Annotated in this window: 17 protein-coding genes; 9 read left to right on the top strand and 8 right to left on the bottom strand. The window is 40.1% G+C overall.

The genetic code is table 11. From position 1 onward, the window contains the following. Positions 1–14: 14 nt before the first annotated feature. On the bottom strand, positions 15–917 hold the full coding sequence (locus ACJVDH_RS20925) for a hypothetical protein (protein ID WP_443945348.1): 903 nt from the start codon (positions 915–917) through the stop codon (positions 15–17). A gap of 204 nt (positions 918–1,121) precedes the next feature. Here ACJVDH_RS20925 and ACJVDH_RS20930 point away from each other — a divergent pair, with 204 nt between their 5' ends. After that, positions 1,122–2,663 carry a glycoside hydrolase family 10 protein gene (locus tag ACJVDH_RS20930; protein WP_443945349.1) on the top strand — a complete coding sequence of 514 codons (1,542 nt, stop codon included), beginning with the start codon at positions 1,122–1,124 and terminating at the stop codon, positions 2,661–2,663. Here ACJVDH_RS20930 and ACJVDH_RS20935 read toward each other — a convergent pair whose 3' ends face one another. From ACJVDH_RS20935 to ACJVDH_RS20945, 3 genes are all read right to left on the bottom strand, one after another. Then, positions 2,664–3,824, bottom strand: coding sequence for an acyltransferase family protein (locus ACJVDH_RS20935; RefSeq protein ID WP_443945350.1), 1,161 nt, complete (start codon positions 3,822–3,824; stop codon positions 2,664–2,666). A 134-nt stretch (positions 3,825–3,958) separates the two neighbouring features. Next, positions 3,959–5,884, bottom strand: coding sequence for a glucosamine-6-phosphate deaminase (gene nagB, locus ACJVDH_RS20940; RefSeq protein ID WP_443945351.1), 1,926 nt, complete (start codon positions 5,882–5,884; stop codon positions 3,959–3,961). A gap of 182 nt (positions 5,885–6,066) precedes the next feature. Continuing rightward, positions 6,067–6,813 (bottom strand): DeoR/GlpR family DNA-binding transcription regulator, encoded by a 747-nt coding sequence (locus ACJVDH_RS20945; protein WP_443945352.1) that lies wholly within the window; start codon positions 6,811–6,813, stop codon positions 6,067–6,069. Between the two features lie 259 nt (positions 6,814–7,072). On the opposite strand from ACJVDH_RS20945, the gene ACJVDH_RS20950 reads away from it, so the two are divergent. Genes ACJVDH_RS20950 through ACJVDH_RS20960 form a run of 3 tightly spaced genes read left to right on the top strand, consistent with a single transcriptional unit; the run spans position 7,073 to position 12,534 of the window. Next, positions 7,073–10,156, top strand: a complete 3,084-nt coding sequence (locus ACJVDH_RS20950; protein ID WP_443945353.1) for a SusC/RagA family TonB-linked outer membrane protein — start codon at positions 7,073–7,075, stop codon at positions 10,154–10,156. Positions 10,157–10,167: 11 nt separating this feature from the next. Then, positions 10,168–11,718 (top strand): SusD/RagB family nutrient-binding outer membrane lipoprotein, encoded by a 1,551-nt coding sequence (locus ACJVDH_RS20955; protein WP_443945354.1) that lies wholly within the window; start codon positions 10,168–10,170, stop codon positions 11,716–11,718. 21 nt (positions 11,719–11,739) lie between these two features. Further along, entirely contained in the window at positions 11,740–12,534 is a 795-nt protein-coding gene (locus tag ACJVDH_RS20960; protein WP_443945355.1) for a hypothetical protein, read from the top strand. 106 nt (positions 12,535–12,640) lie between these two features. Here ACJVDH_RS20960 and ACJVDH_RS20965 read toward each other — a convergent pair whose 3' ends face one another. Beyond that, entirely contained in the window at positions 12,641–13,243 is a 603-nt protein-coding gene (locus tag ACJVDH_RS20965; protein ID WP_443945356.1) for a porin family protein, read from the bottom strand. 243 nt (positions 13,244–13,486) lie between these two features. On the opposite strand from ACJVDH_RS20965, the gene ACJVDH_RS20970 reads away from it, so the two are divergent. The 5 genes from ACJVDH_RS20970 (at position 13,487) to ACJVDH_RS20990 (ending at position 20,958) form a co-directional block, all read left to right on the top strand. Continuing rightward, positions 13,487–13,702 (top strand): hypothetical protein, encoded by a 216-nt coding sequence (locus ACJVDH_RS20970; RefSeq protein WP_443945357.1) that lies wholly within the window; start codon positions 13,487–13,489, stop codon positions 13,700–13,702. Between the two features lie 198 nt (positions 13,703–13,900). Then, on the top strand, positions 13,901–15,592 hold the full coding sequence (locus ACJVDH_RS20975) for a S41 family peptidase (protein ID WP_443945358.1): 1,692 nt from the start codon (positions 13,901–13,903) through the stop codon (positions 15,590–15,592). A 77-nt stretch (positions 15,593–15,669) separates the two neighbouring features. Continuing rightward, the gene (locus ACJVDH_RS20980; protein WP_443945359.1) at positions 15,670–15,984 is read left to right on the top strand and encodes a hypothetical protein; all 315 of its coding nucleotides are present in this window, start codon (positions 15,670–15,672) and stop codon (positions 15,982–15,984) included. A gap of 78 nt (positions 15,985–16,062) precedes the next feature. Continuing rightward, positions 16,063–18,345, top strand: coding sequence for a GH92 family glycosyl hydrolase (locus tag ACJVDH_RS20985; RefSeq protein WP_443945360.1), 2,283 nt, complete (start codon positions 16,063–16,065; stop codon positions 18,343–18,345). A gap of 9 nt (positions 18,346–18,354) precedes the next feature. After that, entirely contained in the window at positions 18,355–20,958 is a 2,604-nt protein-coding gene (locus tag ACJVDH_RS20990; RefSeq protein ID WP_443945361.1) for a glycoside hydrolase family 2 protein, read from the top strand. A gap of 309 nt (positions 20,959–21,267) precedes the next feature. On the opposite strand, the gene ACJVDH_RS20995 is transcribed toward ACJVDH_RS20990, so the two are convergent. The 3 genes from ACJVDH_RS20995 to ACJVDH_RS21005 form a co-directional block, all read right to left on the bottom strand. Next, on the bottom strand, positions 21,268–21,594 hold the full coding sequence (locus ACJVDH_RS20995) for a 2Fe-2S iron-sulfur cluster-binding protein (protein ID WP_443945362.1): 327 nt from the start codon (positions 21,592–21,594) through the stop codon (positions 21,268–21,270). Between the two features lie 39 nt (positions 21,595–21,633). Next, positions 21,634–22,644, bottom strand: a complete 1,011-nt coding sequence (locus ACJVDH_RS21000) for an NAD(P)/FAD-dependent oxidoreductase (protein ID WP_443945363.1) — start codon at positions 22,642–22,644, stop codon at positions 21,634–21,636. A gap of 560 nt (positions 22,645–23,204) precedes the next feature. Continuing rightward, a complete protein-coding gene (locus ACJVDH_RS21005) occupies positions 23,205–25,259 on the bottom strand; it encodes a prolyl oligopeptidase family serine peptidase (protein WP_443945364.1) in 2,055 nt (684 codons plus the stop codon). Positions 25,260–25,393 lie beyond the last annotated feature (134 nt).

A 25,393-nucleotide genomic window follows, 5' to 3' on the forward strand; every position in this document is an offset into this window, starting at 1 on the left:
AATGAGCGAAAAAGTTACCTCAATTCTATTTGTGCTTTTCCCATTGTGCCTCCATCAGCATAAAGAATGGCGGTATAAATTCCTTTAATAAAAGCCTTTGGATTTGGCCAATCTATGGTGTATAAGCTCTCGTCGTCATTGTAGTCAATAGAGATAGAATGGCTGTATTGCATGTCTTGTCCGTCTACTTCAAACCGGTTTTCTTCATTTGCCAGTAAGTTTCCTGCCGGATCAAAAACGCGAAGAAATATAGTGTGCGGGCCCCGGTGTGCCAATTCATTAGGGATAATGGAGAAGCGTACGGCTAACCTTTCTGCTGTAGAAGATTTGCTTACTTCTATTTTTTTACCGCTTGATTTTACCCTGAAAGCAATAATTTCTGCAGTTTTTACCTTCAAGGTTGCTGCAGTTTTTACCTTGGCATTTAAGTTAGAGTTTTCTGTCTCCAAGTTATTTGCCCGGTTGCTGATGGATTTTACGGCATTTTCCAGGCTGTCCTTACTGATTTTAAGAAAAGCATTGTCTTTTTGAAGCTGCGCAATTTGATCACCGTAATTTTTTACAAAAGTTTTCAGATCATTGATCTCGCTATTTGCTTTATCGAGTTCGCCTTGTGTAATCTGTCCTTTTTCCAATGCCGTTTTGAGCTCAGCAATTTTTTCTCGGGCCAGCTTTTGTTCATCAACAAGTTTATCACTCAGATCGAGGTTTAAGGCATTTACTTTATCCAGTTCAACTTCAATCTTTTCAACTTCCAGTTTTAATTTATCTTTCTCCGTACTTACTGTAACAAATCTCTGGCTTTGCTGCCGATCTTTAAAGTATAGGAAAACGTTGGTGCCAATGAGTGCGGCGATGACTATCACTAAAAAATAAATTTTATTTCTATCGCCCTTATTAACGCTTTGTGCTTCCATTTTCAATAATGCTGTATCTTCTAAATCGATATACTTTAAAATCCCGCGAGCGTGCGAGTTTTCGGGATTTTGTATAAAGGGCGCAAAATAAAATTTTTAGTTAACTTATATGAGTTTTTAAAAAAAATCGTTTACTTGCTGAAGTCCTGGTTTTCCAAAATCGACAACAACACACAAATTTGAATAAAAAAACAGACAGAAATAATGGTTAAAAACTTCCTATGCGCACTTTTTAGTTTATTTGTAGTACCCTTTGTATTAAACGCACAATCAATATCAAAAATTGCACCAAAAAGGGAGTTTAGGGGTGTTTGGGTGGCAACTGTTACAAATATCGATTGGCCGTCGAGACCGGGCTTAACTGTAGATCAGCAAAAACAAGAGTTAATAGGAATATTGGAGCGACATAAAAGCCAGGGTTTGAACGCAATTATACTACAGGTAAGGCCCGCTGGAGATGCATTTTATGCCAAATCTCGTGAACCTTGGAGCCAGTGGTTGATGGGCAAACAAGGTCTGGCGCCTGCGCCAGGATACGATCCACTCGCTTTCGCCATTAAAGAGGCGCATTTTAGAGGTATGGAGCTGCACGCCTGGTTCAATCCCTATCGTGCCAGTATGAGCAGCGTTACTGCATTTGATGAGACGCATGCATTTAAAAAGCATCCGGAATGGTTTTTTACGTACGGAGGCAAAAAACAATTTGATCCGGGGATTCCCGAAGTACGCGAATATATTGTACAAGTTATTTTAGACGTGGTGAAAGGTTACGATGTAGATGGCATCCACTTTGATGATTATTTTTATCCTTATCCATTAGCAGGCCAGCGCATAAATGATGAAGATACGTTCAAGAAATTTCCAAATGACATTGCAGAGATAAAAGATTGGCGCAGAAACAATGTAGATCTTCTGATTAAACAACTTGACGACAGCATTCATCATTATAAAAAATGGGTTAAGTTTGGAATAAGTCCGTTTGGTATCTGGAGAAATAAATATGAAGATCCGGAGGGTTCTGCTAGTAGTGGTTTGTCTAACTATGCAGAGTTGTATGCGGATAGCCGTAAATGGGTAAAAGAAGGTTGGGTAGATTACATCAACCCACAAATCTATTTCACTTTTACCAGACGTGTCGCACCTTTCGCTACGCTTGTAGATTGGTGGAGTAATAACAGTTACGGCAGGCATGTCTACATTGGTCAGGGTGCATATCTGGTGAATTCCAGAGCTGAGGCAGCCTGGCGAAATCCTTCAGAATTGCCAGATCAGATCCGGTACCTGCGCAACAACAACCGAATACAGGGTAGCGTATATTTTTCATCAAAATCATTAAGTACTGTTGCCCGTGCCGTTGCAGATTCATTGAAAAATGATTTGTACAAATATCAGGCACTTCCACCGCAAATGCCATGGTTAGATGAGGTACCACCAAACGAACCTCAGGAGTTAACTGCTGATGCGCTAAAAGATGGTGTGCATTTGAAGTGGCAAAAGCCTGTAAAGGCAAGCGACGGCGAATCTGCTTCTGGTTACGTAATTTATCGTTTTACTGAAGGCGAAAAGATTTCTACGCTAGATCCAAAAAATATCTTAAAAATCAGCTTTGAAGAATATACAAGTTTTATTGATACAGCTGTTGAGGCTGGTAAGCGTTATAGTTATCTGGTTACTGCACTCGATCGACTTAAAAACGAAAGTGAAGCTAGCGGTCCGGTAGGCGTTGAAGTTCCTTTAACCCGATAGCTAAACCTTTATGATAATATTTTTTCGGTACATCCAATACAGCAGAATATAAAAACCCATCACGTACGATATAGCCCACGCCAAAGATGCATTGACTGGCGAGAAGTATGGCGTGTAGCAGGTTTCATACAACCAGCTGAGCACGTTAGTACTGCTTCCATCTGCATTTGTAAATAGGATCAGGCCCAGCAATCTGGGCATTAAACCGGCTAAGAAGAAAACCGTTATGGCATTTACGCCGTAAACGACAAATGGCGTTGTATATTTTTTATATCCCTGAACATCAATTATCCAATAACATAGTGCGAGTGCCATTGCGGCCAAACCGCCAGCATACAAGACGTAAGAGCTGGTCCATAATGCTTTGTTGATTGGAAATTGGAGATCCCAGAGTAAGCCAAGTATAACAGACAAAATGCCGGCAGAAAATAACCAAGCTACTTTGGTTGGATTATCCACATCTTTTCTTCGCATCCAAATACCGGTTAAAATTCCAAAAAGGCAGGTGCCAACGGCCGGCAAGGTACTCAACACGCCTTCCGGATCCCAGGTTTTGGATGACGCCCAGGTATGGGATTCTGTTAAAATCAATCGGTCTATCCATGCAGCGAGGTTGGTTTCAGGTTCTAAGTTCGCATATCCAATTCCCGGAACGGGAACAAAAGTCATGAGCCCCCAATAGATGAACAAAATCGCAATCAGCAACTTGAATAATGTTTTGTTAGAGCATTTTAGAAATAAGATGCTGCTGATGATGAAAACAATCCCAATTCTTTGTAATACGCCCAACAACCGAACGGTTTTAAATGCATTTAAAATATCGCTGTGATTAATAGCAGAATTAAGTATTTTTCCGAAAATTGCAAGAAAAAAACCTAAGAAATATAAAATTAGCCCGCGTTTTATTGCTTTAAGAATTGTTTTCTGATGGCTGGAAGGATCAGTTTTGCTGCTGCTCATGGCGAAGGCAATGGAAACACCAACAATCCATAAAAAAAATGGAAATACAAGATCGGTAGGCGTACAACCATTCCAGCTTGCGTGCTCAAGTGGCGCATAAATATGTGCCCAGCTTCCAGGATTGTTTACCAGAATCATTGCGGCAACAGTTAAGCCTCTAAAAAAATCAAGAGAAAGGAGACGTTGTTTGGGTTCTGGCATGATTGAGGGAGGTCATTTGGTTCAGAACGAATTTAGCATATTTTTTAAACATGCAAAATGGAGAAGTTGTAGTATAAAATACCCTTATAAAAAAAACCTGCACCAGGCAGGTTTTTTTTATCAATTGAATTTGATTAATCTTCAAATTTCCAACGCACGAAAGCTTCCATTGCTTCATATTCGGCGAGCCCTAAATCATCATAAGCTTTTGCCGTTTCGCGGTTGCGATCTTCGGCACGTTGCCAAAACTCGCGCGCGTCATCGCCAGGGAAAACAGCACGGTCTTTTTGACTTTGGTGTTTGAAAATTGCAAAACGTTTGCGTTCTACTTCTTGCGGACTTAAAGGAACCGCCATTTCAATTTCGTGGGTTTCAAATTCGTGCCATGCGCCGCGGTACATCCACAACCAGCATTCTTGTGCCCAAGCTTCGGTTTTACGCAGATGTTTAAGTGCTGCAAGAATGATGTTGAAACATACGATGTGCGTGCCGTGCGGATCTTCAAAATCGCCGGCAGCAAATACTTGCTGTGGTTTTACTTTTTGAAGCAATTCTATAGTGATGTCTACATCTGCCTGTGTAACCGGGTTTTTCTGGTTTTTTCCACTTTCATAAAACGGAAGTGCCATAAAATGGATATGGTCATCGTCTAAACCAGAATAACGGGCACCAGCAATTGCTTCGCCTTTACGGATTAAACCTTTAATGGTTTGGATTTCTTTGGTATCAACCTGATTGGGTTGTTTTTTATCAATAAACTCGCGCATGCCTTGATACAACTCTTTCATTTTTGAGTTATCTAGGCCCATTTTCTCTGCAAAATCTATGTTAAATTCTACGAAACGTAAAGCATCGTCATCCCAAACGGCGGTATTTCCGGAGGTTTGATACGCAACGTGAACATCGTGTTTCTGATCGGCTAGGCGAATAAAAGTTCCACCCATCGAGATTACATCGTCATCCGGATGCGGTGAAAAAATGATCACTCGTTTTTTTGCAGGTTCTGCGCGTTCAGGGCGTTGAGAATCATCTGCATTTGGTTTTCCGCCCGGCCATCCGGTAATGGTGTGCTGAAGTTTATTAAAAATATGGATATTGATGTTGTAAACCGGCCCTTTTTCTGTAGCCAATTGCGCCATACCATTGGTATTGTAATCGTCTTCAGTTAGTTTTAAGATTGGTTTTTTTAATGTATTGGCCAACCAGATCACAGCTTTGCGAATCAATTCTTCGGTCCAAATGCAATCTTTAACCAGCCAAGGTGTGTCAAAACGGGTTAGAAGAGACGCAGCATCCTGATCAAGCACAAATTCTACATGATCTGAAAGTTGAAGGTAAGTTGCCGGTACCTCTCCAGACATTTCGCCTTCTACTGCTTTTTTTACAATTGATGCTTTCTTTTTATTCCACGCCATCAATATAATTTCACGCGCTTTAAAGATGGTACCAATCCCCATTGTGATCGCTTTAGTTGGTACAAAGTCTTTACCACCAAAATCACGAGCGGCATCACTTCTTGTCAAATCATCAAGCGTAACCAGGCGTGTGCCAGAGTTTGGCGCAGAACCCGGCTCATTAAATCCAATGTGACCGGTACGTCCAATACCTAAAATCTGAATATCCAATCCACCCAATTCACCAATCTTTTTCTCATAATCCAGGCAGAATGCAGGAATATCTTCCAGCGCTAAAGTGCCATCAGGGATGTGGACATTGTTTTTGTCAATATCAATGTGATCGAAAAGATTTTCGTTCATAAATGTAACGTAACTCTGCGCTGCCATTGGCTGCATTGGATAGTATTCATCCAGGTTGAATGTAATTACATTTTTAAAACTTAATCCCTCTTCTTTGTGCAACCTTACCAATTCGGCATAAACTGCAATTGGGGTAACACCTGTTGCTAAGCCCAGTACTGCAGGTGTGTTGTTTGCTTGTTTTGATTTAATGAGTTCAGCAATGCGATGTGCAACATTAATCGAAGCAATTTTTGGATTTTCGAACACGCTCACAGGGAGTTTTTCGAAGCGTGTCTCCTCCAGTAGATTTAATCTAGCCATTTTTTTTGTATGGATTTTAATGTACGGAGCAGTAAATATAGACACTTAAACCCAATTTTTAGCCATGTTTTTTTGTTTTAATGCCGCTATTTTAATCGAAATAAAAATACAGCCAAAAACAAACGTTTGATTTTATGGTAAAAAATCGGTAATCGAGATCAATTTATCTAATCAAGCTATTATTAAAAAATGTTGATGTTGTGTGTTGTATACTGGTTAAGCGATTCATGCTGCGGATCAAGCTCGGTTACCAGATAGCTGATGCTATCTAAATCGCAAACTTTTAGTTTTAGCGTAATGTCTAATTTTTCTGAGATACACAATACAGCTGCATTTTTTGAACAAGCCAACATCGCTTTTTTTAGTTGGTTAATTTCCCAGTCGGTATCGGTTAATCCACTCTCGGGATGTAATGCGCTGGTTCCCATCAGGCATAAATCTGCTTTAATTTCTGCCAGCTGAGTAATAACGTGGCCGCCATAAGTTACCTGAGAGTTTTTTGAAAAAAGGCCTCCAATCAATATCACTTCTATATCTGCGTATTTGGCCAGTTCTACTGCAACCAGCGGACTAATAGTAAAGAAAGTTCCGGAAATGTTTTTCGGCAATTGTTTGGTGAGCTCTAATACGGTTGTACCGCCGCCCAATAAAACGACCATGCCATCTTTAACCAATTGTGAGGCTTTTTTAGCGATTGCGATTTTACTTTCGCGCGCGTAAACGGAGCTGTCATCAAAAGAACTGTGATAGGATTTTGAAAGTGCACCGCCGTGAACTTTGAATAAATGACCATCATCTACAAGTTCTTGCAGGTCGCGCCTGATCGTGTCTTCAGAAACAGATAAGAGCTGAACCAGGTCTGATGTAAGTACACGGTTGTGTAGGTTGATCTGGCGCATAATAAAATCGTGGCGTTCTTTTTTGAGCATAACTGATGGCTTATACAACGAAAGTAGAAATAATTTCAAAAAAACCAATAGTATGCGTGTTTATGCGTTTTTGTGCAATAATATTTTGTGTTTGTGTACTGTTGGCCTTGATAAATTGTTTTTTTATTCAAAAAGATTTATGATATTAGCTAAATAATGATAAATATGCGTTTTTATGCATGTTTGTGATTAGAGTGATCAACGAACAGCTAACAGAATACAACTAAACAATTTTTTACTAACCTTCATTGGCATTTTTATGAAAAAAAAGCTACTACTAATTTTTATTGGTATGGTTTTGTTGCTGGCCCCAGCCTACGCGCAACAATTTACCGTTACCGGTAAAGTAACCTCGGCAGATGGCGCCATTCCGGGAGCATCCATCAGGGTGAAAGGAACCACGCTGGTATCTCAAACCAATTCCACAGGAGATTTTTCTGTGAAAGTTTTAAAAACCGATGTTCTTATTGTTTCCTATATCGGTTACAGAACCCGTGAAATTACGGTTGGTAACAATACGGAGTTAACGGTAACCCTGGTAACGGATGCCAGCAACTTAGAAGAGGTTGTGGTTACCGGACAAGGCATAACCCGTAGCAAAAAAGCGATGGGATATGCCGCGCAAACCTTAAAAGGAACAGATGTTTCCGATACGCAACGCGACAATTTTTTAAATGCTTTACAAGGGCGCGTTGCGGGAGCGGTTATCACACCAACAACGGGAGCACCTGGTGCTTCGTCCCAAATTGTATTGCGTGGAGGGGTATCTCTTGACGGAGACAACCAGCCTTTATTCGTAGTTGATGGTTTACCGATATCCAATAAAACATTTTCTGATTATGCTTTGGTTGGACAGGGGAACTTCAACCGGAGCAATGATTATGGGAACCGTGGTATGGACATCAATCCGGAAGAAATTGAATCCATTACAATTTTAAAAGGGCCGGAGGCAGCTGCACTTTACGGAACAGAGGGCGCATCTGGAGCAGTTGTCATCACAACCAAAAAGGCAAAGGCCGGAACAGCCCGTGTTACGTACAGCAACGATTTCAGGATTGAAAACGCGTATCGCTTTCCTGAAATCCAGATGGTTTACGGAGGAGGAGCAGGAGGCATATTTGACGAAGAGCTGAGAACCCGTACCTATTTCGGCGCAAAATATCCGGCAAATCTCCAGATGTATGATAATGTTGGGAATTTTTATAAAACGGGTTTTACACAAAAACACAACGCATCGGTTGAAGGTGGTTCAGAAAAATTATCTGTGCGCTCGAGTCTTTCATACACCGATCAGAACGGTTATTTGCCAAGTACTGGTTACAACAGCATCAATTTTAAACTGAGCGGCGTGTCCAAAATCAGTGACAAACTGAGTTTGAATGCATCGATAAATTTCATCTCTTCTAAAACAGATAAAATTTATCGCGGAACAGGCAGTGCAATGTTGAGCGCTTTATCCTGGCCTTTGATTGATGATATGCGGAATTATATTGATCCCGTAACTGGCGGTCGGCGTACCATTACCGGAAGCCTCAGCGGTGAATTGGATAACCCATATTGGGCAATCAATAAAAATCCAAACTCCGATAAACTGAACAGGTCCATTACCAATATTGGTTTGGATTATACACCTACAAAATGGTTCTCTGTTACTGGTCGGGTTGGTGCTGATATGTTTACTCAAACCGGAATGTCGGCTTATCACCCGCAATCTTATGCTGCAAATGTGTCGGGGACTTCCTATTCTGGTGGTGCAATCAATACTTATACTGATGTGAAGCGTCTCTTTAATGCCTCATTGGTGGGAACTTTCAGAAAAGATTTCGGGAAGTTTAAACCAGTATTGCGTATTGGGGGCGATTTAATGGATGACGCAGATGAAACCAATGCACAGTTTGGAACTCGGTTTTATGAGCAGGATTATTATAGCATCAATAACACAGACCCGACCACACAGCGTGTAGCATACAACAATATTATCCGACGTAAAATCGGAGCATTTGCTCAGGCTGAACTGGGTTATGATGATCTGTTGTATTTAACTTTGACGGGCAGGCAGGATTATTCTTCGACATTGCCTATCGCCAATTATAGTTTTTTCTATCCGGCAGCATCGTTGAGCTTTGTATTCTCTGATTTGAAAGCACTTAAAGATTCAAAATGGCTATCTTTCGGTAAGTTGCGCGCATCTTATGGTCAATCGGGGAAAGACGCCAGAAATGCATACGTTACCTCTACTAAATTGGTGGCTCAAACAACTACTGGTGGTGGTTTTGCAACAGATGTGACTGCGGGTAATCCCAATTTGGTTGCTGAGTTTACAACATCCAAAGAGGCAGGTTTCGAGCTTGGATTTTTCAATAACCGCTTATCATTCGATTTTTCGATCTATGAAAACGTTTCTGATAAACAAATTACTGCACCTCGTCTGAGTTATGCAACAGGCGCCATCTTAGGTTATATCAATAGTGGAAAAATCCAAAATCGTGGTTTCGAATTGATGGTTAAAGGAACGCCAATTAAAAAACAGGATTTTAGCTGGGACATCTCTGCCAATATTTCTAAAAATAGAGGCAGATTAATTTCTCTTCCGGCAGGTCAGGATGTTTTCTACCTTTCTGATACCTGGTTAACAGATTACGCGCGTGCTCAATATACTGTCGGTTCGTCGCTTTTATCTATGGCGGGGCTCAATTATTTACGTAATAATAACGGACAAATTCTCATTAGTCCATCAACTGGATTGCCGATTAAAGATGTAAACTTTACACCCATTGGCGATAGAACACCAGACTTTACTGCTGGTATTACCAATAGTTTCCGGTACAAAAACTTCAATCTGTCTTTCTTATTGGATATCAAAGTTGGCGGAGACATTTATAATGCAACGGAAGAATATTTGTACATCCGCGGATTGTCTAAGCTGAGCCTGGATCGTGAAGTGCCACGCATTATAGATGGTGTGTTTAGAGATGGTTTGGAAAATACTGCAAACCCAACAAAAAATAACATTGTAGTTATCCCTTATATCACTACCTCTTACTATGCAAACTCTTTCAATACTGCAGATTTTATTCAAAAAGATGTGAATTGGGTGCGTTTGAAAGACATTACGCTTAGTTATTCTTTGCCAAAAACATTGTTTGCCAAAAGCAGAACATTTAAGAGTGCTACTGTTTTCGTTACCGGAACAGATTTGCTGATGATTACCAATTACAATGGCGTTGATCCACAAACGAGCGGTTTAAGTGCTGCAGCAGGTGGTTTGGGCGGATTAGGCATTGATTATGGGTCTGCAGGTCAGCCAAGGGGTTATAATTTTGGCGTTAGAGTTGGTTTTTAATTTAAAAAGAAATGAAAAAGATATATTTATTGATTTCGGTTTATGCGATTGTGTTTTCCTCTGGCTGTAAAAAGTACTTGGATGTTAATACAGATCCTGCAACGCCGCAAGAGGCAGAGAGTAGAACCTTAACTCCACCTTTGTTTGCACAGATGGAACGTGGTGTGCAATTTGATTCCAGATATTTAGGCGGAATTATTCAATACTTTGGGGGAAATGTTAATGTGGGTGAAACGCATGGTTATATCGCTGCAAGCGATGCGGGAGGTGAAATCTGGAGGACAAATTATTATGGTCTGGGTGGAAACCTGAACTTGATCATCAGTAAATCGACTCAAAAACAAGAATGGAACTACGTTGGTCTTGCACAGGCACTAAAAGCCTGGGGTTGGCAGATCACAACAGATTACCACGGAGAGATTATACTTAAACAGGCTTATGAGCCCAATCGCTATACTTTTGATTATGATTCGCAAGAAGATGTGTATGCTGAAGTGGTGCGTCTGGCTAATCTTTCTATAGAAAATTTTTCCAGGACAGACGGAACTGGTACAGTTGGAAAGATGGCAACGGCGGATCTGGTTTATGCAGGAGATAATGCCAAATGGATAAAATTCAATTATGGGCTTTTGGCACGCAATGCCAGTAATCTTATTAATAAATCTGCATACAATCCGGGTAAAGTTATAGAATACGTAGATAAATCATTAGCGAGTAACGCCGATAATTTTATTGTTCCAAATACAGGGTCTTCATCTGCAAACGGAAATTTCTTTGGTCCGTTAAGAGCAAATTTGGCCTCGTATCGTCAAACCGCTTTAATCGTTGGTTTGTTAGACGGAACATTTTTCGCGGGTACAAGTGGCGCGGTAATCGATCCGAGGCGAAACAATATGATTTCCGTTTCTGCTGATGGCGTATTTCGTGGAACCTCTCCAGGCTCTTCAGATCCGGGTACTGCAACCTTAAAAAACCAGATTCCAAATCCCTGGGGTGTTTTGGCTAGTGCAAATCCGGGCGCAGGTGCAGGAAAATATCTGTTTAAAGATAACGCAGGTTTTCCGGTTATGACGTATAGTGAAATGCAATTTATTAAAGCAGAGGCGGCGTTCAGAATGGGCAATACTACTCTGGCTTTAGACGCTTATACCAGTGGTATTTCTGCCAGTATAGATTTTGTGAGTGCATTGGGGACTGCAATTTCTTCTGCAGACAAGACCGCTTATATGAATAGTGCGTCTGTAAGACGCTCGGCCGGAACTTTAACATTGCGCGATATCATGCTGCAAAAATATCTGGCTTTATATGCCTATGGCTTTGTTGAAACTTGGAGCGATTTGCGTAAGTACAATTACAATGAAGGAGATTCTAAAGGGAATAATCCATATTTAGGAGCCTTTGTTTTTCCGCCTGCATTTTTCGCTGACAATGGAGGCAAACCCGCACAGCGATTCCGTCCGAGATACAATTCAGAATATATTTGGAATGTAGAGGCATTGAAAAAGATTGGTGCGGATCAGATCAACTATCACACCTTAAAAATGTGGTTTTCTCAACCTTAATCCCAATTAAACAAGAACGAAATGAAAAAGATAGTATATTTAATTGTAGTCTGTGTCGTACTTTTTTCTGCTTGTAAAAAGATGGCACTGGTTGAAACGACCAAATACGAAACAATTACACCAGGCGATCCGAAATATAGTTACGTGAAGATTTTAAATTTATCTCCTGGCAGTCCGGTTTTAACTTTTAATGTCGATGGCGCAAAATTTTCAGCGGCACTTTCCTCCGCAGGATCTGTAAATGCAGGTTACACTTATAATGGCCTTTTCCCAGATTTAGGTTATGCGGTAGCTACTCCAGGTACGCGTATTGTTAGCGGGAATGTTATTCCGTCGGCAACAGCAGATGCAAACTTAGAGGTATTTAATGCATCTGTTAATCTTGCTGCCGGAAAGTATTACAGTATTATTCCTTACGGAATATACAATACTACGACGAAGAAAATACCTTCTTCTTATATTATAGAAGATATTCGGCCAGCAACAGATACGACGAAAATATTTGTCAGAATGGCAAATTTTTACAACAATGGGCCAAGTTTGGATTTGCTTAAAGATTCGGCTACTGGTACGAAATTAATTTCCAATTCAGCATTTGGAACTGTTTCAGATTGGGTGTCTATCCCAAATCCCGGCAATACCTCTACGCCTTCTAATAAGTTTTATTTGAATGTCGCAGGAACTTCAACTACCTTGATCAGTGCAGGAGCCACACTTAGCTTGTCAAAAGGCAGGGCTTATACAATCTATTTAAGGGGGACGCTCGGAAGTACAGCTTTCCCAGCCACGATGAGTACATACACAACTTTTTATTAAACAACTGATACCAAAAACACCAAGTCCGAATCAACTTGGTGTTTTTGTTTATAAAGTATTTCAGATAAGCGCCAGCTTATCCGGGAGCTGGTTTTCTGGCGCAGAACTACAAAATCTTAAAACCTAAGCTCAACTGAAATAAGTTAGGGTTTTGTTTATATTTATCGCTTTTGCTGATGTTAGTTAAACCCGCTTCATAACGCAGATCTACGGAAATATTTCCTACATCAACACCTGCACCCGCCTGGATACCAAAAGCCTGGTTTTTATAGTTGTCAAAATCTGTTGCCTGTTGATAGGCCGAATTGAATGAAGAGTTTTCATCCAAAACCAAAGATAAGACCGGGCCTGCCATTAATCTGAAGTTCAAATTATTGCCACCAAAACGTGTACCCACTAACACCGGGATATCTAAAGTTGTAAACCGAACTTTACCTTCTGCGCTTACTACATTTCCGTTATCGGTTGTTACGTTTACAAATTTGTTCCCTTTACTTCCAATATAAGCTTCTGGTTGCAGGTATACGCTAGAACCACCAATACGTGCCCATGCACCTACCTGATAACCCAGTCTGTTTTCTTCGCTTGCAAAATCTGCGTTAATTTTAGCCAAATTTACACCAGCTTTTACGCCAAGGTTAAAGGTTTGTGCGTTGCTTGTTGCCCAACATACCGTTAGAAAAACAATAGAGAAGAATAATTTTTTCATGATTTAATTTTTTTGCTTGTGTTTAGAAATACCGTGGCAATAAAGTGCTTACCTGTATTTCAATCCTAAACTGTTTTTTTCTCTACAGCTACAGGCATCTGAACATCCTACGGCTGCATGGATTTCCCCCGTGCAATTATCATGCTAGTTAAAGTAATAATTATGCTTTTTTTCTTCAGATGTGATAAAAAGCCATCTACCTGAGGCAAATATTTTTTACTTTTGCTGGAAATACAATTTGTTATGGCGAATTTTCAACTCACTTCTGAAACAGCATTTAAAGTAAAAACCAAGTTTTTAAGGAAATACCGCGATCTTGCGAATGAGCCTTTGGATTTTACACCTGGCCATGAAGATCAGCTGGTTGAAGATCTGATGCGCTTGGTAAAACGCGATCGTACCTATATTGAATTTACCATTCAAAAAGCATTGGCCGATACTAAAGGAAACAGACTTTAATATTACGCATTTTCTTTTCTGATTTTTGAAGAAACTCTTCTATCGTACTTGTAACGTTTAAAATACGCGGCTATTCGCCGTGCCTATTTTTTATATTCCTTCACTTTTGTACATTTACTTTTGGGCTGTAGCCATTTGAATCGTCAATCCAGATTTTAGAATTGCCTTTCAATGCTTTTATACCGAGATCACCCACCCATGAAAAAAACTAAATATATTTCCCTTTCTGTCTTGTTTTTACTTGGCGGCCTGTCTTTCGCCTTTCGCGATGATCTTTTTCTTGTTTCTAAAAACCTCGATATTTTCGCTTCAGTCTATAAAGAGATTAACATGAACTATGTTGACGATACCAGTGCACCGAAGCTGATGAAAATTGGTATTGATGCCATGTTAGACAGCTTAGATCCGTACACGGAATATGTTCCCGAATCTGAGATCGAAGATTACCGCTTGAAATATGTGAGTACTCAATATGGAGGTATCGGCGCCAGCACATTGCTAATTGATGGGAAGTTGTTTATAAATGAAGTGAGTGAAGGTTATCCGGCAAGTAAACAAGAAATCCGTGCCGGAGATCAGGTGTTAAAAATTAATACAATCGAAGTTAAGGGTAAAGAACGCAACCAGATTAGTCAGCTTTTGCGCGGCCCTAAAGGAACTGAAGTTAATTTAGTTTTGCTTAGAGAAGGAAAAGAACTCAGTAAGAAATTAATCCGGGAGGAAATTAAACAACCTAATGTGAGTTATTCTGGTATGGTTGGAGATGGTATTGGCTACATCAAACTAGATAAATTTCTGGAAAATTCTGGTCAGGAGGTGAGAGATGCACTTGTTGCAATACAAAAGGAAAACCCGAAAGGCGTTGTACTGGATCTACGCAATAATGGCGGAGGAATTTTGCAGGAAGCGGTAAAAATTGTAAACCTTTTTGTACCCAAAGATCAGTTGGTGGTTACGCAGAAAGGAAAGAATGTAGAAAAAACCATTACCTATAAAACCTTGCAGGCACCTTTGGCACAAACAATACCCCTGGTGGTTCTGGTAAATGGAAATTCTGCATCGGCATCAGAAATTGTAGCTGGTTCGCTTCAGGATTTGGACCGGGCGATAGTTATTGGTCAGCGGAGTTACGGCAAAGGACTAGTACAGCAAACTTTCAGCTTGCCGTATAATAGTTTGGTTAAAGTTACTGTAGCAAAATACTATACGCCATCTGGCCGCTGTATCCAGAAATTGGATTATGCCCATAAAGATGCAGATGGCAGGGCAGAGCAATTTGCAGATTCTACCATAACGATGTTTCAAACCAAAGGCGGCAGAAATGTATACAGTGGCAACGGCGTTTATCCGGATGTTGTAGTTGATGCAGATAAACTGAGTCCGGTTACCATCACTATGCTGACTAAAAGTCTGTTTTTCAATTTTGCCAATCAATATAAAAAGGAAAAACCAAGTATCCCATCAGCAAAAACCTTTAAAATTTCTGATGCAGAATATACTGCCTTCTCTAATAGTCTGGCCGATAAAGACCTGACTTATCAAAGCCGTACGGAGCGTTTGCTTTCAGACTTGAGAGCAGAGGCGGCCAAAGAAAATAAATCTGATCAGGTAAAAACTGATCTGGAAAACCTGAAATATAAACTTACTTCAGCGAAAAAAAACGACCTCGCTTTGCATAAAGACGAAATCAAACGCGTGCTCGAAACACAAATTGTAAGTCGTTATTTTTACGAAAAAGGTAGAATAGAACAGAGCTTTCAATACGATAAAGAATTGGCCGCCGCTAAAACCTTGTTTAGCAACCAGCCTCAAATGCTGGCCATTTTAAAAGGAGATGGCAATTTCAAAGTAATTGGTAAACCTGGCAAAGAAACCGCTTCCATCGATTGATTTCCATAACAAAGCCGTTAAATACGCATTTTGTTGCCGTAACTTTTTAATATTTTTGTTAAGTTGCGGCAGAAATCATGTTAAAGTCTATCATCTTTTTATTTTCTACCGTATTCACATTTAGCTTTATACCTGCATGGGCTATACAGGCACAATCGCCACAGCAGCCCGGTGAAAAAAGCAAAAACTTTTATTTTATTGCTATTGGTAAAACGGTTTACGTAGGAGGTAAAAGCTATTTCAACAGTTCACTGGTAATGGGCAATCCATTAGCCAAATGTGTAGATATTGATGGATTTAATGTTCTTTCTAACGGTAGTTACTTTAGAGTTCCGCCAAACGAAACAATAATCATCACTGTTGATGAGTCAACGTTTACAACCAAAACTTAAAATTACATCCCTTTGGGGCGTTTTAAATAAATATCAAAACCAAAAACAGCCGTAGGTTATTGCGGAGCACAAAACAAAATGAAAACCAAAAGACTAAAAAGACTTCTAGTTGTTAGCGCTTATCTCACTACAGCGTTCTCTGCAACGCTATCCCTTACACATGCTCAAGCTCAACAAAAAACAACATTAACGCAATATGTAGATCCATTAATCGGATCGGCCAAACACGGTCACGTATTTGTTGGTGCAAATGTGCCTTATGGCGCTGTTCAACTTGGGCCAAACAACATTATGGAAGGCTGGGACTGGTGCAGTGGTTATAATTATGTGAGCAATACCATCACCGGTTTCGCGCATACACACTTAGGTGGCACCGGAATTGGGGATTTAGGCGATGTTTCCATCATGCCTGCAACAGGTAAAGTAATTTTAGAAAAAGGTAAAAAAGGTGAGGAAGATAATGGTTATTTATCCAAATTTTCTCATGATAATGAAATTGCGAAAGCCGGATATTACAGCGTATTGCTGGATAAATATCAGGTAAAAGCAGAGCTTACCGCAACGGAGCGTGTAGGTTTTCATCAATATACGTTTAAAAGTGGAGCGGAAACGCCACATATTATGGTTGATTTAACCGAAGGTATTGGATGGGACGAAAGCACTTCAACATCACTAAAACAAATTGATGCAACCACAATCGTTGGTCATCGCAATTCTAAAGGCTGGGCAAAAGATCAGCGTTTATCTTTTGTGATTAAACTTTCTCAACCGATTCAGAGTTTTTCTGTTTTTGAAGGTGGAAAAGAGAAAAAAGGCGCTGATGTTAAAGGTGTAAAATTAATTGCAGCAGTGGGTTTCAAAAACATCAATAACAATGTTTTGCAGGTAAAAGTGGCCATTTCTCCGGTAAGTATCGAAAATGCAATACTTAATCTGAATACGGAACTTCCAGGCTGGAATTTCAAATCGACAGTAAAACAAGCGGATGCCAAATGGGAAAAAGAACTTGCAAAAGTTAAAATCGATGCATCAACCACAACCAAAAAAGTATTTTATACGGCACTGTTCCATACCATGGTTGCGCCTTCATTATTTAATGATGTAAACAAAGATTATCTGGGTACAGACAAGAAAATTTACCGTAAAGCGGGTTTCAATAACCTGACTACTTTTTCTCTGTGGGATACCTATCGCGCAGCACATCCGCTATTTACGATTCTTCACCCGGAAAAGATAAATGACGTGGTAAATACAATGCTGGCCATATACAAACAACAAGGCAAATTGCCCGTTTGGCATTTGATGGGCAACGAAACCAATACGATGGTGGGTTACCATGCTGTTCCGGTTATTGTAGATGCTTATTTGAAAGGTGCACGTGGTTTCGACGTTAATCTTGCTTACGAAGCTGTAAAACAATCTGCCATGCAGAAAACAGATGGGATAGATTACATTCAGGATTTGAAATATATTCCTGCAGATAAAGTGAACGAATCTGTTGCAAAAGCATTAGAATATGCGATTGATGATTATTGCATCGCGATGATGGCGAAATCATTAGGCAAAATGGTCGATTACCAGTATTTTCTGAAACGCGCAGGTTTATACAGCCAGTATTTTGATCAAGATGTGCAGTTTATGCGTGGTAAACTGGCTGATGGTTCTTGGAGAACGCCATTTAACCCGGTAAAGTCTAAACACCGCGAAGATGATTATACAGAAGGTAATGCATGGCAATATACCTGGTTGGTGCCTCAGGATGTAGAAGGTTTAGTGAAATTGTTTGGCAGCGAAAAAGCATTTGTAAATAAACTCGATTCGCTATTTATTGTTCCTGCAGATTTAGGTGAAGACAGTTCGCCGGATATTTCTGGCTTAATTGGCAATTATGCACAAGGTAATGAACCTGGTCACCATATTCCTTATCTGTACAACTATGTTGGTCAGCCCTGGAAAACGGCAGATCTGATCCGTAAAATTGATCATGATTTTTACACTTCAAAGCCAGACGGACTTTGTGGAAACGAAGATGTTGGCCAAATGAGCGCCTGGTATGTATTTACGGCAATGGGTTTTTATCCGGTAAATCCGGCAAATGGCGCATATGTAATGGGCTCGCCTTTGGTAAAACAAGCCAGTATTTCGCTTCCGGGAAATAAAACGTTTAGTATAAAAGTAAAGGGTAACAGTGCCGAAAACAAATACATTCAAAATGTAACACTCAATGGAAAGCCTTACAGCAAGTCTTACATCCTTCACAAAACAATTGTTGCCGGAGGAAAAATGGAAATTGTGATGGGCAATACACCTTCTGCAACTTGGGGTGTACATCCGGCAGACCGTCCAGTATCTACAAAATAAGCCGAAGCTATGAAGAAAATATTTTTATCGTTATTCGTACTATTTAGCTTAGCCACACAGGCACAGCAACGTTACGAACTAAACTCAGGTTGGGTTTGCCAAAATATTAAAGAGGTAAATGCCAGTGGAAATCAGATTTCAACTGCAGGTTTTACTACCCAAAACTGGATGCCTGCTACTGTTCCCGGAACAGTGTTAGGTACGATGTTGGATAATAAATTGGTTCCGGATCCATTTTATGGAATGAATAATGAAAAAATTCCAGATGTGTATAAAACCGGTAACGACCATTATACTTATTGGTTTGTAAAAGATTTCCAGGAAAAAGCCACCGCAAATGAACAGGTTTGGTTACAGTTTCGCGGAATCAATTACAAAGCAGAAATCTTTTTAAATGGTAAGAAAGTAAACCCGACAACGCACGAAGGCATGCATTTGCGTGCGCAATACAACATTACCAATTTGCTTGCTGCGAATGGGAAAAATAGATTGGCTGTAGTGGTTTATCCGCCAGATGTTGTAGGCAATCCAAACGGTGGCCAGGGTGGCGATGGTACAATCGCCAGAGGTTTAACTACACAATATACTGCCGGTTGGGATTGGATTCAACCTACACGCGATCGCAATACCGGTATTTGGGATAAGGTAACGATCGAGAAAACGAAATCTATCGATCTTAAAAACCCGCATGTTGTTACATTGGTGCCAGGTAAACGTTTTGTAGAAGGCAAACAGCAAGCGGCAACGATTAAAGTGAGTGTTGAGGTTCAAAACCCAACGTCAAAAGCCGTATCTGGTATTTTGCAATATCAGATTGCTGGTAAAACTGTACAAAAAAGCGTTTCTGTTTCGCCGAATTTTAATGGCGAAATTCAGTTGGCAAATCTTAGTCTGGAAAATCCAAAACTTTGGTGGCCGAATGGTTATGGTGCACAGGATTTGTACGATATGCAGATCAAATTCATCAGCAATAACCAAATTCTGGATCAGGAACAATTGAAAGTTGGCGTGCGCCAGATTGATAACATCTGGAATGAGCAAACCAAAAGTATGGGCGTTTTTGTAAATGGACAACGCATCTTTATAAAAGGTGGAAACTGGATTATTTCTGATGCGATGCTGCGTTTCACAGATGCGCGTTATGATGCAGAAATCCGTTACCATAAAGACATGAACCTGAATCTGATTCGGATTTGGGGTGGAGCAATTACAGAAAGACCAGAATTTTACCAGGCATGCGATAAATACGGGCTTCTGGTATTTCAGGATTTCTGGTTTAGTGGAGATGCAAATGGCCGTTGGGTAGATCCGCTGAAAAAGGATGACCAATGGACAAGACGTAAATATCCGGATAACCACAGTCTGGTATTGACGGCAGCAGCAGATCAGATTAAAATGATCCGAAACCATGCTTCTCTTGCTTTTTGGTGTGGTGGAAATGAAATTACTCCGCCAGAAGATATTTTGGTTCCCCTGCGCGATGAAATTCTTCCAAAGCTAGACGGAACCCGCATCTTTTTTGAGTTTTCGAATAGCGATGAAATGTCATTCAATACGCTTGGCGGTAATGGAGACGGTCCTTACGGAATTCAAAAAATCAGTACATTCTGGGATCAGAAAACTTTTCCTTATAACTCAGAAGTGGGTTCTGTAGGTGTGGGCGATTTTGTTTCTCTTCAGCGGTTTATTCCGAAAGAAAACCTGATTGCACCGCAAATGAAAGAAGTAGATTCGGTTTGGGATTATCACAAATATATTGGTTATGATGAACACATTGCACCTTATGGAAAAGCTAAAGATGCTGAAGATTTTGCCATGAAGGCGCAAATCGTAAATTATGATCAGTATCGGGCACTAATGGAAGGTTTTTCTTCGCACATGTGGGATTGGTATACCGGTTCTATTATTTGGAAAACGCAAAACCCCTGGACGGCATTGCGCGGACAGATGTACGATTACTACCTCGATCCAAATGCCTGTTTATATGGTTTGCGTAAGGGAAGTGAGCCACTACATGTGATGATGAATCCGGTAGATAGTATGGTTATGCTGGTTAACAATGGTTTTAAAACCCACAACAGCATTATGATCCAGGCTAAAATTTATGATATGGATGGGAAGGATTACCTCGCTACGCAGGTATTTCAATCAATTGGTCCCTCATCTGCGCGACGGTTTTTTCCGCTTACAGATGTTTTAAAGAAGCTCAACAAAAAAGACGGCGTATTCGTTTCACTTCGTTTATTTGATGAAAAACAAAATGTGCTGAGCGAAAACATTTACTGGCTTGGTGATAAAGATGGAAATTATCCAGGCATACAGCACCTGAAAAAAACGCCATTAAAAGTAACTGCTGTTCGCAAAGAACAAGGAAAAGTTGCCGTTACATTAAGCAATGCAAGCGGAAACCCGGTAGCATTTTTTAATCGTGTGGCTTTAATAGACAACACCACTGGCAAACGTATCTTACCAGCTTTCTACGACGACAATTATGTAAGTATTTTGCCTGGCGAAAGTAAAACTATTACAACAGAATATCCCGATAAAAACACCAATTTGGGCGTTGAGGTTTATGGTTGGAATGTAGACAAACAAAAGGTTGCAGTGAATTAAAAATATAAGAAAACGAAAGGAATTGAGGTGTGGCGGGCTGCAGTCCCGCTACCACTTCAAGTCCTCACCTTGAAAAAAGGCTGCGGGCTTTTCGCTTTATCGGGTTTAGCTCACATTGTATGTCTCTGCGCGGGTTGTATTCTCCTTCAGATTTCATCGCGGTAGCTTTTGACTAAAGTATTCTGCATGGATCACCTTAAATCTGCAGGAAATAATTCAGAAGAGAATACAATCACAAAAACCCAAAATACAAGGCATAAAAAAAGGTCGATATTGTTAACAATATCGACCTTTTTATTTAAAGATAAACTAGTCTGCGCCGTGTAACTTAACTTTTAAACCATCCATGTTGTTGTTTAACTGCAACTGGCAGGCCAAACGCGAATTTGGCAGAAGATCTGGTAAAGTATCTAACATCGCGTACTCGTCATCTGTCATTTCGTTTAATTTTTCTTCGCCTTCCAAAACATCTACACAACAAGTTGCGCATAAAGCCATTCCGCCACATGTGGCTAAAATGTCGTATTCAGAGGCTTTTAGAAACTCCATCAAACTCAACCCCATATCTGTTGGGGCTTCGTGTGTGGTAACCGAGCCATCCGGCTCTTGCATGTATATTGTGATATTGTTTTCCATTTTTTACCTTTTTAACTCGGCAAATATAAGAGAAACCACTTAAAATTCTGATACGCCGTTTACCGTTGTATACTTCATGGTGTATTTAACTCCCGGATTCATATACTGGTAAGCGCTATGGCTCATTAAAGCTGCCTCATGGAAACCACAAAGAATCAGTTTCAATTTGTTGGTATATGTGTTGATATCGCCAATGGCATAAATTCCTGGGATATTTGTAGAGTAGTCATCAACATTTACTTCGATTGCACTTTTGCTGATGTTTAAATTCCATTCCTCAATAGGGCCTAATTTCGGGCTCAAACCAAATAATGGAATTAGATGATCGGCTTCTACCACTGTTTTCTCCATGCTGCGGTTTTGGATAATTTCTACCTGTTCTAATTTATCAGAACCTTGTACAGCGTTTAGATTACTGTTCAGGATCAGGTTTATTTTGCCGCTTTCTGCCAGGGCCATTACTTTCGCAACAGAGTCTGGTGCGCCACGGAAACTCTCGCTTCTATGCACCAAAGTAAGTTCAGAACAAACTTCAGCTAAATAAATTGTCCAATCCAAGGCAGAATCGCCACCACCGGCAATAACCATACGTTGATCACGGTATTTCTCCGGATCAAGAATCATATAATTTACACCTTTACCGTTTTCAAATTTTTCCAGGTTTTCTACCGCAGGTTTGCGTGGCTCAAAGCAACCCAAACCACCGGCAATTACAACTGCTTTGGCTTCAATTACTGTACCCATATTGGTGGTTAAAACGAAATCGGCTTCGCCACGTTTTTCCAACCCTTCAATACGCTCGCCCAATGTGAATGTGGGATGAAAAGGTTTTGCCTGTTCCATCAAATTATCAATGAGTTCCTGAGCCAAAACAGATGGATATCCGGGGATATCATAAATCGGCTTCTTCGGGTAAATTTCAGACAACTGACCACCAACCTGTGGAAGGTAGTCGATCAAATGACAACGCATTTTCAATAAACCGGCTTCAAAAATGGCAAATAAACCAACCGGACCAGCGCCTATTACGGCTATATCAGTAGAGATCATTCAAAAAAAATTTGTTCGCAAAGTTACGAAATAAACTTTTAGGATTTCTGTTATTTAGAAATATTCCAGATAATTCTGTAAGACCATCTTATCCAGTATTTTATATGCCTTAAGCATCTGTAAAACGAAAAAACATCTATTATGCGTCTCAAAGTCAAATTATAATTGGTCTATGGGTTTTGTCGCAATTTAAGATATGACAAATTTTAGACCTACTACACTGACAAAAATTCGGCTTATTCTCCTCTTATTTAGCTAAACTACCAGTGTGTTTAAGAAAAATTTAAAGGCCAGGATAAACTGTACCGGCAATGAGAAACTTCACAGAGCCATTTGGCATCACTAACATTTGATTTGCTATAGTAGTGTTGCGGGTATTAACCAGAATAAATAGGTTTATTATATGGAGTTTGTTCGGATCTTAATCGGGTTTTTACGATTGATATCCGAACAAACTCCGAACAAACTCCGATCAAATTCCGATGAAGCTCCGATGAAATAGTATAATATGGTCACACCTTTGACCCGGATGATTGTATCAGAAAACCCCGAAATCTGTACTAAAAATTCTTCTCGTTTTCGCTAACCTTTAGGTTGTAAAACACAAAACTCCATACGTCTGTGGCTTCTTCAATCTGTTTGCCTGTCGGTTTTCCTGCGCCGTGCCCCGCATTGGTGTCTATACGGATAAGCATTGGCCTGCTTCCTGTGTATTTTTCCTGAAGCGTAGCGGCAAACTTAAATGAATGTGCCGGTACTACGCGATCGTCATGATCAGCAGTAGTAATCAATGTGGCCGGATATTCAGTATTGGTTTTTATATTATGTAAAGGGGAATATTTAATCAGGTAATTGAAATCTTCCTCTTTTTCGCTTGTACCATATTCGACAACCCAACCCCAGCCGACAGTAAATTTATGGTAGCGCAACATATCCAATACGCCAACCGCTGGTAAAGCCACGCGAAATAAATCCGGACGTTGAAGCATACAGGCGCCAACCAATAAACCGCCATTAGAGCCTCCGGCAATAGCAATTTTTGCCGGATTGGTATAATTGTCCTGAATTAGATATTCTGCGGCTGCAATAAAATCGTCAAAAACATTTTGTTTGTTTTCCAGCATACCCGCTTTGTGCCAGGCTTCACCATATTCGCTTCCGCCACGCAAACTGGGTTGCGCGTAAATTCCACCTTGTTCTAAAAAGGCAATTCTGGATAAACTAAAAGCAGGGGTAAGGCTAATCTGAAAACCTCCGTAAGCGTATAAATAAACCGGATTTTCACCATTCAGCTCAATTCCTTTTTTGTGAACGATGAACATGGGTACCTGAGTTCCATCTTTTGAAGGATAAAAAACCTGTTTCGTTTCGTAGTCATCTGTATTGATCTTGATTTCAGATTTTCGGTACAAAACGGAATCTCCGGATAGAATATCGTAACGGTAAATCGTTCCGGGAGTAGTGAAATTAGAAAAGGTGTAAAAAAAATCTGTATCGTCTTTATAACCACTAAAACCCGTTGCGGTACCAATTTCAGGTAAACATACCGTTCTTATTTTCTTCCCGTAAAGATCAAATTGCTCAATATATGTGCTGGCGTCTTTAAGGTAACTTGCCCAAAGATAACCACCTGCGGTAGCGAGGTGTTCCAGTGCAAGTGAAGACTCCGGAATAAGTGTTTCCCAATTTTCTGGTGATGGGTTTTTCGGGTTAACGGACACCAGTTTCTGGTTTTCGGCGTTCAGGTCTGTAGCAACAAGAAGCTTCCCGTCGCGATGGTCTATTACACTGTGGTTGTGGTCATAACCTTTAATCAGGATTTTCAATTCACTTTCCTGATCGTGAAGATCCTGATAGTAAACTGCGTTTCCTGAGGTTCCGGCGCTGGCCGTAATCAGGAGAAATCGTTCATCTTCTGTTACTTCTGCACCGAAATATAGGTTTGGATTCGTATTGTCTTCAAAAATCAGTTCGTCCTGACTTTGCAGTTCGCCCAGTTTGTGGAAATAAATTTTCTGATGCGTATTGGCGCCCGAAAAATCTGTTCCATTTTTTGGCTCATCAAATTTGCTGTAATAAAAGCCATTACCTTTCCATGCTGCACCAGAAAATTTGGTCCATTTTAATTCATCATTTAATTGGGTTTTAGTTGCAATTTCCATGATATAAATATTGCTCCAGTCAGACCCGGCCTGTGCAATTGCGTAGGCTACGTAACGTTTATCATTAGAAAAGCCTAGAAGTGAAATGGCTGCGGTGCCACTTTCGGTTATGGTATTGGGATCTAAAAATAACACTTCTTCACCATCTAAACCTTGTTTGATATACCAAATGCTTTGGTTTTGTAAACCATCGTTTTTGGTATAAAAATAGTTTGAGCCAACTTTAAAAGGCGCACTTTGTTTCGGATAGTTCCAGATTTCCGTGAGGCGGGATTTGATCTTCTCCCGGAAAGGAATTTCTGCCAGGTAGTTTTGCGTAACGATATTTTGTGCATCTACCCAATTTTTGGTTTTAATCGCATTGTCATCTTCCAACCAACGGTAAGGATCTGCAATAGGAACACCAAAATAATGATCTATGATATTGTTTTTTTCGGTTTTAGGGTATTTCATGTGTATTCAATGAGGGTTTTCTAATGTTCACTAGGTGATAATGCGAAAATATATAAAGAAAAGCTTTCGATCAGGTGATTATCTAATTATTGTTGTGTAAAGCTTATTTAAACTAAAGCCTTAGTACTCATATT

Origin of the sequence: Pedobacter terrestris (assembly GCF_052343045.1) — a bacterium.
In the GTDB taxonomy this organism is placed as follows: Bacteria; Bacteroidota; Bacteroidia; order Sphingobacteriales; family Sphingobacteriaceae; genus Pedobacter.

Excerpts from the sequence above, each read along its gene's own strand:
- ACJVDH_RS20925 (WP_443945348.1), bottom strand. The coding sequence starts at position 917 with ATGGAAGCACAAAGCGTTAATAAGGGCGATAGAAATAAAATTTATTTT.
- ACJVDH_RS20930 (WP_443945349.1), top strand. The coding sequence starts at position 1,122 with ATGGTTAAAAACTTCCTATGCGCACTTTTTAGTTTATTTGTAGTACCC.
- ACJVDH_RS20935 (WP_443945350.1), bottom strand. The coding sequence starts at position 3,824 with ATGCCAGAACCCAAACAACGTCTCCTTTCTCTTGATTTTTTTAGAGGC.
- nagB (WP_443945351.1), bottom strand. The coding sequence starts at position 5,884 with ATGGCTAGATTAAATCTACTGGAGGAGACACGCTTCGAAAAACTCCCT.
- ACJVDH_RS20945 (WP_443945352.1), bottom strand. The coding sequence starts at position 6,813 with ATGCTCAAAAAAGAACGCCACGATTTTATTATGCGCCAGATCAACCTA.
- ACJVDH_RS20950 (WP_443945353.1), top strand. The coding sequence starts at position 7,073 with ATGAAAAAAAAGCTACTACTAATTTTTATTGGTATGGTTTTGTTGCTG.
- ACJVDH_RS20955 (WP_443945354.1), top strand. The coding sequence starts at position 10,168 with ATGAAAAAGATATATTTATTGATTTCGGTTTATGCGATTGTGTTTTCC.
- ACJVDH_RS20960 (WP_443945355.1), top strand. The coding sequence starts at position 11,740 with ATGAAAAAGATAGTATATTTAATTGTAGTCTGTGTCGTACTTTTTTCT.
- ACJVDH_RS20965 (WP_443945356.1), bottom strand. The coding sequence starts at position 13,243 with ATGAAAAAATTATTCTTCTCTATTGTTTTTCTAACGGTATGTTGGGCA.
- ACJVDH_RS20970 (WP_443945357.1), top strand. The coding sequence starts at position 13,487 with ATGGCGAATTTTCAACTCACTTCTGAAACAGCATTTAAAGTAAAAACC.
- ACJVDH_RS20975 (WP_443945358.1), top strand. The coding sequence starts at position 13,901 with ATGAAAAAAACTAAATATATTTCCCTTTCTGTCTTGTTTTTACTTGGC.
- ACJVDH_RS20980 (WP_443945359.1), top strand. The coding sequence starts at position 15,670 with ATGTTAAAGTCTATCATCTTTTTATTTTCTACCGTATTCACATTTAGC.
- ACJVDH_RS20985 (WP_443945360.1), top strand. The coding sequence starts at position 16,063 with ATGAAAACCAAAAGACTAAAAAGACTTCTAGTTGTTAGCGCTTATCTC.
- ACJVDH_RS20990 (WP_443945361.1), top strand. The coding sequence starts at position 18,355 with ATGAAGAAAATATTTTTATCGTTATTCGTACTATTTAGCTTAGCCACA.
- ACJVDH_RS20995 (WP_443945362.1), bottom strand. The coding sequence starts at position 21,594 with ATGGAAAACAATATCACAATATACATGCAAGAGCCGGATGGCTCGGTT.
- ACJVDH_RS21000 (WP_443945363.1), bottom strand. The coding sequence starts at position 22,644 with ATGATCTCTACTGATATAGCCGTAATAGGCGCTGGTCCGGTTGGTTTA.
- ACJVDH_RS21005 (WP_443945364.1), bottom strand. The coding sequence starts at position 25,259 with ATGAAATACCCTAAAACCGAAAAAAACAATATCATAGATCATTATTTT.